Origin of the sequence: Mesorhizobium sp. M0626 (assembly GCF_040320665.1) — a bacterium.
GTDB lineage: Bacteria > Pseudomonadota > Alphaproteobacteria > Rhizobiales > Rhizobiaceae > Mesorhizobium.
Genome location: NZ_JAMYQD010000015.1, coordinates 90,642 through 104,751 on the forward strand (window position 1 = coordinate 90,642; position 14,110 = coordinate 104,751).

The window sequence follows — 14,110 nt, forward strand, 5'->3', positions numbered from 1 at the left end:
TTAACGATCTAGAGCAGTTTCGTCGCCAGTTAGGTACTTTACTCGACTATATCAATGTCATGACCAGAAGGATGGCGCGGTTTCTTCAAGCCGCGGCCCGCGACGAAACGGCGCGATCTTTTCGGCCAGGCCCGTCCGGTCGGAAATGTCGACGCCGACGCCGCACAATGTCGCCGGTCCGGTGGCCGCCTCGAAGCGGCCTTTCGGCACTTTCGACAGGAAGCGGTTGAGCGGCTCTTCCTTGTCCATGCCGAGCGAGGAATCATAGTCGCCGCACATGCCGGCGTCGGACATGTAGCCGGTGCCGCCATTGAGGATCTGGTGGTCGGCCGTCGGCTGGTGCGTATGGGTGCCGATGACGAGGCTGGCGCGGCCGTCGACGAAATGCGCGAAGCACATTTTCTCCGAGGTCGCCTCGGCGTGGAAATCGATGACCACGGCGTCGGCCTGCTCGCCCAGCGGACAGGCGGCAAGCTCGCGCTCGCCGGCCTGGAACGGATCGTCGAGCTCGGGATGCATGAACACCCGGCCCATAATGTTGGCGACCAGCACGCGCGCGCCGTTTTTGGCGATATAGACGCCGGAGCCGCGCCCCGGCGTGCCCTTGGGGAAATTGGACGGGCGCAGGAAACGCTCCTCGCGCGGCGCGAAGGCGAGCGCATCACGTTGGTCCCAGACATGGTTGCCGGTGGTGACGACATCGGCGCCGGCGGCGATGGTGTCGCGAAAAATGTCTTCGGTGATGCCGAAACCGCCGGCGGCGTTCTCGCCATTGACGATGACGAAGTCGAGTTTGAAATCGGAGATCAGGCCGGGCAGTTGTTCCCACACCGCCGTACGTCCCGATTTGCCCACCATGTCGCCGAGGAAGAGAAGTCTCATGCCCACTTCTATCCAGAGGCACGGACGCTAGGCAAGCGCTACCCAGGCGATTGGCGCTAACGCCGGCCGAAAGTACCACGCTGCCGTTGAGACGGCTTGGCGCTCGCGCCCGCGACGCGAACTGCCGAAGGCATCATCGGTGACGCCGGCGGTGCGGTGCGTCCGCGCAGCCAGAAGAACCACACGTAAAAAACAGTGAACCCACCAGTAGCGGCCAGGAGCAACAGCCCGCCGCGCCAGCCCTTCATCGCCGCGGTATCGAGGATCGATGGATTGGCAGGGTTGTAATACAACTTCACCGCGTCGCCTTTGGACGCCGTGTAGAGGCCGATGTCCTTTCCCTTGCCGGACCACGTCATCGGTGCATCGTTCGCGACATAGGTGACAGCGACGTTGATGCCTTTCGCGGTGAGGCCATTACCCTGGGCTTCGCTGTAGGAACTGACATCCGTCACTGTGGCAACCGTCTGATGCCAGGCGAACTGGTGGTGCAGGGCCGTTCCGGAAATGTGCAATGCCATCGCGAACAGCGTTACCGCGATGAGGACGAACGGCATCAGCAGGAAGCGTGCGAAGACAAACATGATGGCCGCCATCGGCTCGGACTGTGTTGCCGGAATACTATCCGGCACGTCTTGGAAACGCGTTAAGCGGGATCGCGGTCTTTTAAGCGATATCGAAGCGGCGCAAACCGCTCTCGGTGAGTATTTCCGGGATGATGACGTCGTGCGCCTCATCCGGCACCAGACCCACCTCCTGGCAATCGAAAGCGATGCCGATCAGTCGTGGCGGCTGGCCCTTGTCGATCAGCCTGGCGATGGCGCGGTCGTAATAGCCGGCGCCATACCCGATGCGATGACCGCGGCTGTCGAAGGCCGCGAGCGGCACCAGCATCACCGCGGGATCGAGAACCTCGGCCTCCGCATGCGGACCGACCGTGCCAAAACCCATCTCGACCATCGGCGCGCCGCGCACCAGTTCGCGAAAGACTATGGTGGTCTTGTCGAGGATGGCCGGCAGGCAAAGCCTGGCCCCCTTCTCGCGCAAGGCGAACATCAGCGGCCTGATGTCGACTTCCGATCGCATCGGCCAGAAAGCTGAAACGATCTGACCCGGCTCGATGGCGAGGTGGTCGCGCGCCGTCTCGGCCATTTCAAGCGCGATCTCCACCCGCCGCAGCGGATCGAGCGCATCGCGACGGCCGAGTGCCTCGAGGCGCAACTGCTTTTTCAGGTCTTTGGGAGATGTCATGCGCGGACGATAGAAAAGGTCGGATCTGGGTGACGTTTCATGAGCGACGTTTTCTACCACATCATCCGCCAAACTGGGCGGATACAGGTAAGTGACGATCCACACAACCGGTGGAGAGAGCGATCCCGGGAACCTACAAAGTAGGTGGGCGCCGTATGAGAAAACCCACGGGTCTTCCCAGGGACAGCTCCCTAAGGATCGTTAAGGCCCCGGGGAAAATGTTCTCCTGCCGGGAAGCGCAGACCGCCAAGCCCAATATAGGCGGCTGGTCGGTCAAGCGCTAGTGACATGAGCCGATGTTTCCATTTCGATCTCACACGCTTTGGTCGCAGCCGGCTCGCCCTTGCACAGGTCAAGCAGCGTCCTTACGCTCGCGCTGACCAACCGAGGAGCAAGTATGCGTTTCGAAGGCACGGCGGCCTATGTCGCCGACAAGGATCTGATGGTGGCGGTGAACGCCGCGATCGCGCTGGAGCGGCCATTGCTGGTCAAGGGCGAGCCGGGCACCGGCAAGACCGAGCTTGCCCGCCAGGTGGCATCGGCGCTCGGCCTCGACCTGATCGAATGGCACGTCAAGTCGACCACCCGTGCGCAGCAGGGACTGTATGAATATGATGCTGTCTCGCGGCTGCGCGACAGCCAGCTCGGCGATGCCAGGTTCAACGACATCAAAAACTACATCAAGCGCGGCAAGCTCTGGCACGCCTTCGCGGCCGGTAAGAAGGTCGTGCTGTTGATCGACGAGATCGACAAGGCCGATATCGAATTCCCCAACGACCTGCTGCAGGAACTCGATCGGATGGAGTTCTTCGTCTACGAAACCGGCGAAACGATCCGCGCCGCTGTGCGCCCCATCGTCATCATCACTTCCAACAATGAGAAGGAACTGCCCGACGCCTTCCTGCGCCGGTGCTTCTTCCACTACATCCGCTTTCCCGATGTCGACACGCTGCACAAAATCGTCGACGTGCACTATCCCGGCATAAAGCAGAATCTGGTGCGTGCTGCCCTGACCCAGTTCTACGAGATCCGCGACGTGCAGGGGTTGAAGAAGAAGCCGTCGACCTCCGAGGCGCTCGACTGGATCCGCCTGCTGGTCGCCGACGACATCGCACCCGAGGATCTGCGCGCCGACCCCAGGAACGCGCTGCCGAAGCTGCACGGCGCACTGCTCAAGAACGAACAGGACGTGCATCTGTTTGAACGCCTGGCCTTCATGGCCAGACGGCAAAGGTGAGGATCGAGGGTTGGCTGACAGCTACGGGCGGCTTTGGCCGCTTACTCCGCGGGAGCAAACCCTCTCTCCTGCGGCGCGACGCGCTTCGGCCCGAAGATGGCGAAGCCGATGACCGACAGGGCGAGAACGCCGATCCCGCAATAGAGCATGACCCAGCCGAAACCGTTGACCAGGGCGGCATGCACGATGGCGCCGGATGGGTCGAGGGCTGCGAGCTTCGGCGTCCCCTGCGCAAGGCCCTCCAGATTGCCGGTGGCGACCCTTTCCGCCAGTGCCCGCAACTCATCCGGCTCCAAAGCCGCGCCGAGTGTGGCCCGCAGGTGGGAAACGATACCTTGCGTCAGCAGCAGGCCGAGCACCGCGATGTTGATGGCAAGCGTGATCAGGCGTGCGCTGATATCGATGCCGGACGCCATGCCGGCGCGATCCGGCGATACCGCGCCGGTCGTGGTGTTTGTGGTCGGCGAATTGGTGAGACCGATGCCAATGCCGGCAATCAGCGTGCCCGGCAGCATGGTCAGCCAGGTGGCGCCCTCGAGCCTGGAGCCGATCCACATGGCGATGAAACCGATCCCTAGCGTCAGCAGACCGAGCGGGATGGCAATTCGTGCCTGATAGCGCGCGCGAATGCGCTCGGCGATCGGCGGCATCACCATGAAGGGCAGCGTGTAGACGAGCAATAGCAGGCCGGTCGTCGTGCTGTCGTAGCCGAGAACGCCGGAATAATAGATCGGCAGATAGATGATGAACGGCCAGTAGCTGAAATTCATGCCGATGGCGCCCATGATCGCGCCGGAAAACTGGCGGATGCGGAACACGGAGAAATCGAACATCGGATAGGGATTGACCCTCTCGGCGACAAGGAAAGCGATGAACGCAGCCACGGAGGCTGATATCACGCCGATGCGGGCGCTGGTCCCGAGATCCGCACCCTGCGTAATCAGATAGGAGAAGCCGAACACCGCCGCCGACAGCGTCAGCATGCCGGCCCAGTCGAGCTTCTGGGCGTTGTGATCGCGCGATTGCGTGACACCGGCGCCGATAAAGGCGAGCGCCAGGAGCGCCAGCGGCACGTGGATGAGGAACACCCACTGCCAGTTCGACAGCGCCACGATCAGGCCGCCAATGGCGGGACCGAAACCAAGCCCGATGCCTGAGACGACGCTCCAGGCAACAAAAGCCTTGCCGCGTTCACGGCCATCCTGGAACTGATGCGACAGCACGGCGACGCTGCAGGTCAGCATCGCGCCGCCGGCGAGACCTTGCAGGAAGCGGGCGGCGATCAGCAGCGCCGCACTCGGCGCCAGGCCGCACAGCAGCGAGGCGAGGCCGAAGGCGACGGTGGTGATCACCATCACGCTCTTGCGGCCGAAACGGTCGGCCAATGTCCCTGTCGCCATCAGCACCGTGGTGCAGGCAATGGTGTAGGCGTTCATGATCCATTGCAAATCCCTGAAATTGGCGGCGAGCACGCTTTCCAGTTTCGGCAGGATCACCGGCACGCTGGAGATTTCGAGCCCGAACAGCAGCGACGCCAGGCACACGCCGGTGAGCGCTATGGTGTTTCGTTGAATTGGCATATCGATCTCTTTTCATCCGAGCATGAGGCGCTCTTCAAACCGCGACCGGTTTGAGATAGAGGAGACTCGACCATGAAAAAAGGCTATGCTCGGCTATATCAGAAATGACAAAACGGAATGATTGGCCCAATGGAGTGCTGCGATGACCAGTCTTGATGTGGACGCCGTACGAACCTTTGTGATGGTGGCCGATCTGCAGAGCTTCACCCAGGCGGCCACGGCGCTGGGCAGCACCCAGGCGACAATCAGCGTCAAGCTGCGCCGTCTTGAGGAAAAGCTCGGCGCGCGATTGATTGAAAGAACGCCGCGCCGCGTCAGCCTGTCGGCACGAGGCGCCGTCTTCCTCCCCGCCGCGCGCGACTTCCTTGCCGCGCACGAGCGCGCCATGGCGGAGTTTGCGTCAGCACCGTGCCGGCTTGCGCTCGGCTTTGTCGATCATGCCGCCGGTCCGGCGCTGTCCATTCTGATTGCCCAGCTCCATGCGCACGATCCATCGCTGACGCTCAGTTTGAGGATCGATACCAGCACGGTGCTCAAGGAAGCTTTCGATCACGGCGAGCTCGATGCAGTCATCGTGCACCGCGAAGGCGACAGCCGTCCTGGCCGGACCTTGTCGCGCAACCACTATGGCTGGTTCGCAGCACCTTCCTTCGAGTGGCAGCGCGGAACGCCGTTGCGCCTCGCGCTCTTAAGCACCGTGTGCAACTGTCCGGATCGTGTGCGGGCGGTCGAGGCGCTGGACAAAGCAGGCATCGCCTGGGAGGAGGCCTTCGTCGGCGGCGGCGGCGCGGCCGTCAACATTGCGATATCGGCGGGCTTTGCCGTTTCGGCGCTGGCTCACTGCGTCGCTCCGCCCGGCCTGATCGAGGTTGGCCGCAAACTTGGTCTTCCATCGCTTGACCCTTCCGAAGTGGTGCTGCATTCGCACAATCTGGCGCCGCGCGCGCGTGACGCGCTGCAGATGCTGGCGACCGCATTTCGCGAGTACAATTCGCCGGTGGATTAGGCGATGGTGTTTCCGATCTGATTCCGCCGGAATCCGATAAGGCTTTGGAGGAACCGAAATGACCGAGATCACCGTCCGCCCGCTGGCGCTGGCCGACCATGCCGACTGGCGGCGGCTGTGGACTGCCTACCTCACCTTCTACGAGACCAAGCTGCCGGACGAGGTCTACGACATCACCTGGGAACGACTGTTCACGGAAGGTGAATTCGAACCGAAGGGGTTTATCGCCACGCTCGACGGCAAGGCGGTCGGCCTGACCCATTATCTCTATCACCGCTCCGGCTGGTCGGAGAAAAACAACTGCTACCTGCAGGACCTGTTCGCCGACCCTGATGTGCGCGGCAAGGGCATCGGTGCGGCCCTCATTGAAGCGGTCAAGCAGGAAGCCGGCAAGATCGGCGTCAAGAACGTCTATTGGATGACCCACGAAACCAACGCCACAGCGCGCAAGCTCTACGACCATGTCGCGCGGCGGACAGGGTTTATCGTGTATGATCTGCTATGATGCGAGCGCGATCGAAATAACGCGGAAGGAGCCGAATGATCCGCTATGTCGGAATCCTGGATGGCAGTGACGGCGTTTGGGGAGTGCGGATGCCCGATCTCGCCGGCTGCCACGGGGCCGGCGCAAACCCGGCTGAAGCGATAGCCGATGCCGCGTCGGCTATGCGGGAATGGGCGGAAGCCCGCATCGCAAAGCACTTGCCCATGCCCAACCCACGTACTGTGGCAAATCTTCTGCAATCCGGCGAAATCGACAGTGCCCGTGGCGACTCCGCCGTGACCGTTCGGCATAGATAACGGCCAACCATGTTCCTCCCCTTCTTCCTCGAACTGAAGGCCGCGCGGATTCCCGTTTCGCTCAGGGAATATCTGTCGCTGCTGGAAGGTCTGGAAGCCGGGCTGGTCGACTATGACGTCCAGGGTTTTTACTACCTCGCCCGCGCCGCGCTTGTGAAGGACGAGCGCCATATCGACCGCTTCGACCAGGTGTTTGCGCATGTCTTCAAGGGGATCGAGGCGCTCACCGGCCCCGATGCCGTCGGTGTCGCCAACATCCCTGAGGAATGGCTGCGCCGGCTCGCCGAAAAGCACCTGACCGAGGAAGAGAAGAAACTGATCGAGGCGCTCGGCGGTTTCGACAAGCTGATGGAGACACTGAAGCAGCGGCTGGAGGAGCAGAAAGGCCGCCACCAGGGCGGCTCGAAATGGATCGGCACCGGCGGCACTTCGCCTTTCGGCGCCTATGGCTACAATCCCGAAGGCGTGCGCATCGGCCAGCATGAAAGCCGAAATCGCCGTGCGGTGAAAGTCTGGGACAAGCGCGAGTTCAAAAATTTCGACGACGCCGTCGAGCTCGGCACCCGCAACATCAAGGTGGCGCTGAAGCGCCTGCGCCGCTGGGTGCGCGAGGGTGCGGAGGAAGAGTTCGACCTGCCCGGCACCATCCATGCCACCGCCGAGCACGGCTATCTCGATGTGCAGACGCGCCCCGAACGGCGCAACGCCGTGAAGCTCTTGATGTTCTTCGATGTCGGCGGCTCGATGGACGACCACATCAAAAGCGTCGAGGAGCTGTTTTCGGCCGCCCGCGCCGAATTCCGCCAGCTCGAATATTTTTACTTCCACAACTGCCTTTACGAGGGCGTCTGGAAGGACAACCGGCGCAGGCATGCCGAGACCATCCCGACCTTCGATCTGCTTCACAAATACGGCCCCGACTACAAGGTAATCGTCGTCGGCGATGCCTCGATGAGCCCTTACGAGATCGCGCATCCCGGCGGTTCGGTCGAGCATTGGAATCCGGAAGCCGGCAGTGTCTGGCTTGGCCGCCTCATCCAGCAATGGCCGAATGCGGTCTGGCTGAACCCCGAAAACCAGAAAAACTGGGGCTTCACCCATTCGATCGCGATGATCCGCGATCTCTTCGGCGGCCGCATGTTCCCACTGACGCTGGCCGGGTTGGAAGCCGCGACGAAGCAGCTCTCACGCAAGCATTGATATGAGAGGAAAGCCGATGACCTGCTTTCTTTGCCCGCAATGCGGCGTCCAGTTCGCGGCAACGCAGACCCCTCCAGAAAATTGCCCGATCTGCGAGGACGAGCGACAATATGTGCTGGGAAGGCCAGGCCTGGATCACTGGGGAAGAACTCTCTGCCGGGCATAGGCTTGTGATGAAGGACGATGCCGGCGTTCTCGCTTTCGGCATCGAGCCGCGCTTTGCTATCGGCCAGCGGGCGCTGCTGGCGCAGACGCCGCACGGCAATGTGCTGTGGGATTGCATCTCGATGGTGAGCGACGAGGCGGTAGCCGAAATCAACCGTCGCGGCGGCCTGGCCGCGATCGCTATTTCGCACTGCCACTATTATTCGGTGATGGTCGAGTGGAGCGAGGCGTTTGGCGGCGTGCCGATCTATCTCCATGCCGACGACCGCCAGTGGATCATGCGGCCGCACAACGCCATCGTCAGCTGGGCGGGCGAGACGCTGGCCATAAACCCGTCGCTGACACTCGTGCGTTGCGGTGGCCATTTTGCCGGCGGCCAGGTGCTGCATTGGAAACGCGATGGCGGTAACGCCCTGCTGTCCGGCGACATATTGCAGGTGACGCCGACGCGTCGCCATGTCAGCTTCATGTACAGCTATCCGAACTACATTCCGCTCAATGCGCCGGCCGTGCGACGCATCGCGGCGGCACTTGAGCCTTTCGAATTCGACGACATCTACGGCGCGTGGTGGCAGCAGAACATCATCGGCGACGCAAGAACGGCATTTCATGCGTCGATCGCCCGCTATCTTCAGGCGATTGGGTAGGAGCTCGGCTGAAAATGCGAGCAAAACACGTAACAAACGCCTATCTCTAAGCGAATATAGCTTGCAACCAACAACAAGCCGCCAAGGCTGAGGAGATCAAATGGACACCCACACCTACCCTGTCACCCGCACCGACGCCGAATGGCGCGCCCGCCTGACGCCCGAGCAATATGCGGTCATGCGCGGCCATGGCACCGAACGGCCCGGAAGCTGCGCGCTGCTCTACGAAAAGCGCGCCGGCACCTTTTCCTGCGTCGGCTGCGACCAGCCGCTGTTCGAATCCAAGCTCAAGTTCGAGAGCGGCACCGGCTGGCCGAGCTTCAATGATCCGGTGCCCGGTTCGGTCGAAAACACCGTCGACCGCAGCTACGGCATGGTCCGCACCGAATGCCACTGCGCCCGCTGCGGCAGCCATCTCGGCCATGTCTTCGAGGACGGCCCGCCGCCGACCGGCCTGCGCTATTGCATCAACGGCGTGGCGCTGAAATTCGAGCCGGCGGCTTAAGCCGCGGCTTGACCACCATCTTCAAAGGGCGGCTTCGGCCGCCCTTTTTCGTGTCAATCTTCTCAGACAACCACCACCAGGATCAGCCAAAGCGTAGCCCCGAGGGTCATCAACGAAGCCTTGGCGCCACTGGATTTTTCCGTGGTTCGCCAGACGGCAAAGGTCAGAAAGATGTTGTAGGGCACGGGCGCGAAATGCACCGCCAGGACGACGGCGAGCGGCAGCTTCAAGCCGAGCAGAATGAGCGCGGCCACCGACGAGGTGATGTTGATCGCCGTGCCGACAAGGACTAGATCGCGCCAGAACAACCGCTCGACCGGAACCGCGCCTTGCCAGCGCGAGCCGAAGAAGGATCCGATGCTTTGCACCAACACCTGATAGCTATCCCTCTCCCAGCACGTCGGTGACGGCGCGCTCGAAGCGCGAGCATTCCGTCACCAGCCAGTCGGCCATGGCCGGCCAGTTGTCCTCGGCATAGCAGTTCACCCGCCACATCGAATTGGTGCCGAGGGCCTCGCAGCTCTGCTCCGGCCTGAGCTTCAGCCTGTCTTCGATTGCCGGTTGGAACGGCTTCAGCCGCGACCAGACCCCGGTCGCGCCGAACTTCTCGTTACGGCCGAAAAAGACGCCAACTTGGCTTTGCGCCGGCGCGACATACATGGACAGGACCAGAGCGAAGTCGGGCAGCCCGCGCTGCCAGAACCAGGGTCCGCGCCGCGCCATGGAAGCGCGTTCCTCCGGATGCCGTTCGGCGAACAGCGCCCAGAAGCTGCGTTGGCGGAATTCAGAGGCGCGGCGGGCGCCGAAGTCGAATTCGCTCATGGTTCGATGCCCGTTCCAGCATCATTCCTTGGCCCGAGACTGTTTCGAAATTCGCTCCGGCGATATCAGCCGGAGTAGAATTTCCAGACAGCCTTACACCATGCCGAGCGCGGCCTTGTAGAGATCGAGGATGGTTTCCTCTTCCTGGCGCTCGGCCTGGTCCTTCTTGCGCAGCCGGATGATCGACCGCATCGCCTTGGTGTCGAAGCCGGTGCCCTTGGCCTCGGCGAACACTTCCTTGATGTCGTCGGCGATGGTCTTCTTTTCTTCCTCGAGCCGCTCGATGCGCTCGATGAAGGCGCGCAACTGGCCGGCGGCAACAGTCTGGCTGGTATCTGTGATGTCGTCGGCCATGTTTTTTCTCCGCTACTTTTTAAGCACCGCGATTCTGGGCGGTAAATTGGGAGCGGGTTCGATGCCCGAGCAGGCGCGGCGGGTCAAGCCATTATCGGCGCTTCGTGAACGGCTGCTGCCAGCCGTCCCCAGTGTGATGGATCCGCGCGTCAGCCAAACGCGATCAACAGATCCTTCGCATCGATCTGATCGCCGGCCTTGACCAGCACTTCGGCCACTGTGCCGTCGCGCTCGGCATGCAGGGCCGTCTCCATCTTCATGGCTTCGATCGACAACAGCACGTCGCCGGCCTTGACCGCTTGGCCGGCGGCGACCGAAAGGGCGGAGACCACGCCCGGCATCGGCGCGCCGACATGCGCCTCGTTGCCGGGCTCGGCCTTGCGCCGAGCCTTGGCCGCCGAGGCGCCATGCGCCCTGTCCGGCACCCGGACACGGCGCGGCTGGCCGTTGAGCTCGAAGAACACGGTGACCATGCCCTTCTCATCGACGTCGCCGATCGCAAGGCAGCGCACTACAAGCGTCTTGCCTTTTTCGATGTCCAGGAAGATCTCGTCTTCGGACTTCATGCCGTAGAAATAGGTCGGCGTCGGCAGCACACTGACCGGCCCGTAGGTTTCCTGCGCGGCGGCGAAGTCGGTGAACACCTTCGGATACATCAGCCAGGAGGCGAATTCGTACTCCGAGAGCTTGCGCTCCAGCTTCTGCTCGATCTCCTTGCGGCTGGCCTTGAGGTCGGCTGGCTTGAGCAGCGAGCCCGGGCGCTCGGTGATCGGCTTGCTTTCCTTCAGTGCCTTCTTCTGCAGCTTCGCAGGCCAGCCGCCGGGCGACTGGCCGAGATCGCCGCGCAGCATCGAGACGACCGAGTCCGGGAAGGCGATGTCCTTGGCTGGGTTTTCGACGTCGGCAACGGTCAGATCCTGGCTCACCATCATCAGCGCCATGTCGCCGACCACCTTGGACGACGGCGTCACCTTGACGATGTCACCGAACATCAAATTGACGTCGTGATAGGCTTGTGCCACCTCGTGCCAACGCGTTTCCAGCCCCAGCGAACGCGCCTGTTCCTTGAGGTTGGTGAACTGGCCGCCCGGCATTTCGTGCAGATAGACTTCCGAGGCTGGCCCCTTGAGGTCGCTTTCGAAGGCGGCATACTGGTTGCGCACCGCTTCCCAGTAGAAGGAGATTTTGCGGATCCATTGCGGATCGAGGCCGGGATCGCGCTCGGTTCCCTTCAGCGCCTCGACGATCGAGCCCAGGCAAGGCTGCGAGGTGTTGCCGGAGAAGGAATCCATCGCCGCGTCGATGGCGTCGACGCCGCTTTCCACGCCGGCCAGCACCGTCGCCGCCGACAGGCCTGACGTGTCGTGGGTGTGGAAATGGATCGGCAGGTCGGTCGCCTCGCGCAGCGCCTTGAACAGCACGCGGGCGGCAGCCGGCTTCAAAAGCCCGGCCATGTCCTTGACGGCGATGATATGGGCGCCGGCTGCCTGCAATTCCTTCGCCAACCCGACATAGTATTTAAGGTCGTATTTGGCGCGCGCCGGATCGAGGATGTCGCCGGTGTAGCAGATCGCCGCTTCGACCAGCTTGCCCTCCGCGCCCACCGCGTCCATGGCGACGCGCATATTCTCGACCCAGTTCAGGCAGTCGAAGACGCGGAACAGGTCGACCCCACCGGCCGCTGCCTGGCTGACGAAATGTTGCACGACATTGTCGGGATAGTTGGTGTAGCCGACGCCATTGGCGCCGCGCAGAAGCATCTGCAGCAAAAGGTTGGGGGCCGCTTCGCGCACTTTGCTCAACCGCTCCCACGGATCCTCGGTGAGGAAGCGCATGGCGACGTCGAAAGTGGCGCCGCCCCAGCATTCCAGCGACAGCAGCCGCGGCAGCGCGCGCGCATAGGTACCGGCAATGCCGGCAATGTCATGCGTGCGCATGCGGGTGGCGAGCAGCGACTGGTGACCGTCGCGCATCGTCGTGTCGGTGACAAGCACCTCTTTTTGCTCACGCATCCAGGCAGCGAATTTCTCCGGCCCCAACGCGTCTAGCTTCTGCTTGCTGCCATCAGGCACATTGCCGTTGAGATAGGGCACGACAGGCGCTGCCGCATCGGTCTTGGGCATCGGTCGGCCGCGGGTTTCGGGATGGCCGTTGACGCTGACGTCGGCCAGATAGTTGAGCAGCTTGGTGGCGCGGTCCTGCCGCTTCACCTGCGCGAACAGCTCCGGCGTCGTGTCGATGAACCTGGTCGTGTAGGAATTGTCGGCGAAGCGCGGGTGGTTGATGATTGCCTCGAGGAAGGTGAGGTTGGTGGCCACGCCGCGGATGCGGAACTCGCGCAGGGCCCGATTCATGCGGGCGATCGCCTCGGCCGGTGTCGGCGCCCAGGCAGTCACCTTCTCCAGCAGCGGATCGTAGAAGCGGGTGATGACCGCGCCCGAATAGGCGGTGCCGCCGTCGAGGCGGATGCCGAAACCGGCGGCTTCGCGATAAGCGGTGATGCGGCCGTAGTCCGGAATGAAACTATGCTCCGGATCCTCGGTCGTGATGCGGCACTGCAGCGCATGACCGTTCAGCCTGATGTCGGCCTGCGCCGGCACGCCCGACTCTTTCGTGCCGATGGCAAAGCCGTCCAGTATGTGGATCTGCGCCTTGACGATGTCGATGCCGGTCACCTGCTCGGTGACGGTGTGCTCGACCTGGATGCGCGGATTGACCTCGATGAAGTAGAATTTGCCGGTGTCGGCGTCCTGCAGGAATTCCACCGTACCGGCGCCGATATAGCTGGTCTCGCGCGCGATCTTGAGCGCATAGCCGCAAAGCTCCTGGCGCAATGCCTCGCTGAGATAGGGCGCCGGCGCCCGTTCGACGACCTTCTGGTTGCGGCGCTGGATCGAGCAGTCGCGCTCGAATAGATGTACAGCGTTGCCATGCGTGTCGCCGAGCACCTGGACCTCGACATGGCGAGCGCGCTCGATCAGCTTTTCGAGATAGACCTCGTCCTTGCCGAAGGCGGCCTTGGCCTCGCGCTTGCCTTCCATCACCTCGCGGGCGAGGTCGGCTTCCGCGCGGATGGCGCGCATGCCGCGCCCGCCGCCGCCCCATGATGCCTTGAGCATCACCGGATAGCCGACTGTCTTGGCGAGCTGCTTGACTGCTTCCATGTCGTCCGGCAGCGGTTCGGTTGCCGGCACCACCGGCACGCCGACCTCGATGGCCAGATTGCGCGCGGCGACCTTGTTGCCGAGCCGGCGCATCGTGTCGGGCTTCGGTCCGATGAAGGTGATGCCGGCCTCGGCGCAGGCATCTGCGAATTCAGGGCTTTCCGACAGCAGGCCATAGCCTGGATGGATGGCGTCGGCGCCGGACAGCCTGGCGACGCGGATCACTTCCTCGATCGACAGATAGCTTTCGATCGGCCCCATGTCCCTGGCCAGATGCGGCCCGCGCCCGACCTGGTAGCTTTCATCGGCCTTGAACCGATGCAGCGAATATTTGTCCTCCTCGGCCCAGATCGCCACGGTTTTGAGGCCGAGCTCGTTGGCCGCGCGAAAGACGCGGATGGCAATTTCGGACCGGTTGGCGACGAGGATCTTCGTGATGGCCAAGGAAGCAGGCTCCGGACAGGAGGGTGGGGCAGAGGCATGATTAACGCGAAAA

General features: G+C 62.7%; 14 protein-coding genes, 1 other RNA gene and 1 pseudogene. 7 read left to right on the plus strand and 9 right to left on the minus strand.

What is annotated here, in order from left to right; all coding sequences use genetic code 11:
* Positions 1–57: 57 nt before the first annotated feature.
* The 4 genes from NKI37_RS20180 to ssrS all read right to left on the minus strand — a co-directional run bounded on the left by NKI37_RS20180 (position 58) and on the right by ssrS (position 2,381).
* Positions 58–882 carry a TIGR00282 family metallophosphoesterase gene (locus NKI37_RS20180; RefSeq protein WP_023684150.1) on the minus strand — a complete coding sequence of 275 codons (825 nt, stop codon included), beginning with the start codon at positions 880–882 and terminating at the stop codon, positions 58–60.
* A 56-nt stretch (positions 883–938) separates the two neighbouring features.
* Positions 939–1,466 (minus strand): DUF3592 domain-containing protein, encoded by a 528-nt coding sequence (locus NKI37_RS20185; RefSeq protein WP_196815260.1) that lies wholly within the window; start codon positions 1,464–1,466, stop codon positions 939–941.
* Between the two features lie 82 nt (positions 1,467–1,548).
* Complete coding sequence (locus NKI37_RS20190) at positions 1,549–2,133, minus strand: 5-formyltetrahydrofolate cyclo-ligase (protein ID WP_023822446.1); 585 nt, start codon at positions 2,131–2,133, stop codon at positions 1,549–1,551.
* 92 nt (positions 2,134–2,225) lie between these two features.
* Positions 2,226–2,381: non-coding RNA, 6S RNA (gene ssrS, locus NKI37_RS20195), on the minus strand.
* Between the two features lie 149 nt (positions 2,382–2,530).
* Here ssrS and NKI37_RS20200 point away from each other — a divergent pair.
* The gene (locus NKI37_RS20200) at positions 2,531–3,370 is read left to right on the plus strand and encodes an AAA family ATPase (protein ID WP_352787054.1); all 840 of its coding nucleotides are present in this window, start codon (positions 2,531–2,533) and stop codon (positions 3,368–3,370) included.
* A 41-nt stretch (positions 3,371–3,411) separates the two neighbouring features.
* On the opposite strand, the gene NKI37_RS20205 is transcribed toward NKI37_RS20200, so the two are convergent.
* A complete protein-coding gene (locus NKI37_RS20205) occupies positions 3,412–4,950 on the minus strand; it encodes an MFS transporter (protein WP_023822445.1) in 1,539 nt (512 codons plus the stop codon).
* A gap of 142 nt (positions 4,951–5,092) precedes the next feature.
* Here NKI37_RS20205 and NKI37_RS20210 point away from each other — a divergent pair, with 142 nt between their 5' ends.
* From NKI37_RS20210 to msrB, 6 genes and pseudogenes are all read left to right on the plus strand, one after another.
* Positions 5,093–5,956 carry a LysR family transcriptional regulator gene (locus NKI37_RS20210; RefSeq protein WP_023737887.1) on the plus strand — a complete coding sequence of 288 codons (864 nt, stop codon included), beginning with the start codon at positions 5,093–5,095 and terminating at the stop codon, positions 5,954–5,956.
* A 58-nt stretch (positions 5,957–6,014) separates the two neighbouring features.
* Positions 6,015–6,461 (plus strand): GNAT family N-acetyltransferase, encoded by a 447-nt coding sequence (locus tag NKI37_RS20215; protein ID WP_352787056.1) that lies wholly within the window; start codon positions 6,015–6,017, stop codon positions 6,459–6,461.
* A 35-nt stretch (positions 6,462–6,496) separates the two neighbouring features.
* The gene (locus NKI37_RS20220) at positions 6,497–6,757 is read left to right on the plus strand and encodes a type II toxin-antitoxin system HicB family antitoxin (RefSeq protein WP_050485875.1); all 261 of its coding nucleotides are present in this window, start codon (positions 6,497–6,499) and stop codon (positions 6,755–6,757) included.
* Positions 6,758–6,766: 9 nt separating this feature from the next.
* Positions 6,767–7,957: a vWA domain-containing protein gene (locus NKI37_RS20225; RefSeq protein WP_352787058.1), complete on the plus strand. Its 1,191-nt coding sequence runs from the start codon at positions 6,767–6,769 to the stop codon at positions 7,955–7,957.
* A 16-nt stretch (positions 7,958–7,973) separates the two neighbouring features.
* Positions 7,974–8,769 (plus strand): annotated as a pseudogene (locus NKI37_RS20230) (MBL fold metallo-hydrolase).
* A 100-nt stretch (positions 8,770–8,869) separates the two neighbouring features.
* Entirely contained in the window at positions 8,870–9,274 is a 405-nt protein-coding gene (msrB, locus tag NKI37_RS20235; RefSeq protein ID WP_013529102.1) for a peptide-methionine (R)-S-oxide reductase MsrB, read from the plus strand.
* A 62-nt stretch (positions 9,275–9,336) separates the two neighbouring features.
* On the opposite strand, the gene NKI37_RS20240 is transcribed toward msrB, so the two are convergent.
* The 4 genes from NKI37_RS20240 to pyc form a co-directional block, all read right to left on the minus strand.
* Positions 9,337–9,648: a hypothetical protein gene (locus NKI37_RS20240; protein ID WP_031196451.1), complete on the minus strand. Its 312-nt coding sequence runs from the start codon at positions 9,646–9,648 to the stop codon at positions 9,337–9,339.
* A 7-nt stretch (positions 9,649–9,655) separates the two neighbouring features.
* Positions 9,656–10,096, minus strand: a complete 441-nt coding sequence (locus tag NKI37_RS20245) for a hypothetical protein (RefSeq protein ID WP_352462247.1) — start codon at positions 10,094–10,096, stop codon at positions 9,656–9,658.
* A 93-nt stretch (positions 10,097–10,189) separates the two neighbouring features.
* Entirely contained in the window at positions 10,190–10,450 is a 261-nt protein-coding gene (locus NKI37_RS20250) for a DUF2312 domain-containing protein (protein WP_023668722.1), read from the minus strand.
* A gap of 149 nt (positions 10,451–10,599) precedes the next feature.
* Positions 10,600–14,058 carry a pyruvate carboxylase gene (gene pyc / locus NKI37_RS20255; RefSeq protein ID WP_352499925.1) on the minus strand — a complete coding sequence of 1,153 codons (3,459 nt, stop codon included), beginning with the start codon at positions 14,056–14,058 and terminating at the stop codon, positions 10,600–10,602.
* Between the last annotated feature and the right edge of the window lie 52 nt (positions 14,059–14,110).

Coding starts and splice junctions, on each gene's coding strand:
- NKI37_RS20180 (WP_023684150.1), bottom strand. CDS start 882: ATGAGACTTCTCTTCCTCGGCGACATGGTGGGCAAATCGGGACGTACG.
- NKI37_RS20185 (WP_196815260.1), bottom strand. CDS start 1,466: ATGTTTGTCTTCGCACGCTTCCTGCTGATGCCGTTCGTCCTCATCGCG.
- NKI37_RS20190 (WP_023822446.1), bottom strand. CDS start 2,133: ATGACATCTCCCAAAGACCTGAAAAAGCAGTTGCGCCTCGAGGCACTC.
- NKI37_RS20200 (WP_352787054.1), top strand. CDS start 2,531: ATGCGTTTCGAAGGCACGGCGGCCTATGTCGCCGACAAGGATCTGATG.
- NKI37_RS20205 (WP_023822445.1), bottom strand. CDS start 4,950: ATGCCAATTCAACGAAACACCATAGCGCTCACCGGCGTGTGCCTGGCG.
- NKI37_RS20210 (WP_023737887.1), top strand. CDS start 5,093: ATGACCAGTCTTGATGTGGACGCCGTACGAACCTTTGTGATGGTGGCC.
- NKI37_RS20215 (WP_352787056.1), top strand. CDS start 6,015: ATGACCGAGATCACCGTCCGCCCGCTGGCGCTGGCCGACCATGCCGAC.
- NKI37_RS20220 (WP_050485875.1), top strand. CDS start 6,497: ATGATCCGCTATGTCGGAATCCTGGATGGCAGTGACGGCGTTTGGGGA.
- NKI37_RS20225 (WP_352787058.1), top strand. CDS start 6,767: ATGTTCCTCCCCTTCTTCCTCGAACTGAAGGCCGCGCGGATTCCCGTT.
- msrB (WP_013529102.1), top strand. CDS start 8,870: ATGGACACCCACACCTACCCTGTCACCCGCACCGACGCCGAATGGCGC.
- NKI37_RS20245 (WP_352462247.1), bottom strand. CDS start 10,096: ATGAGCGAATTCGACTTCGGCGCCCGCCGCGCCTCTGAATTCCGCCAA.
- NKI37_RS20250 (WP_023668722.1), bottom strand. CDS start 10,450: ATGGCCGACGACATCACAGATACCAGCCAGACTGTTGCCGCCGGCCAG.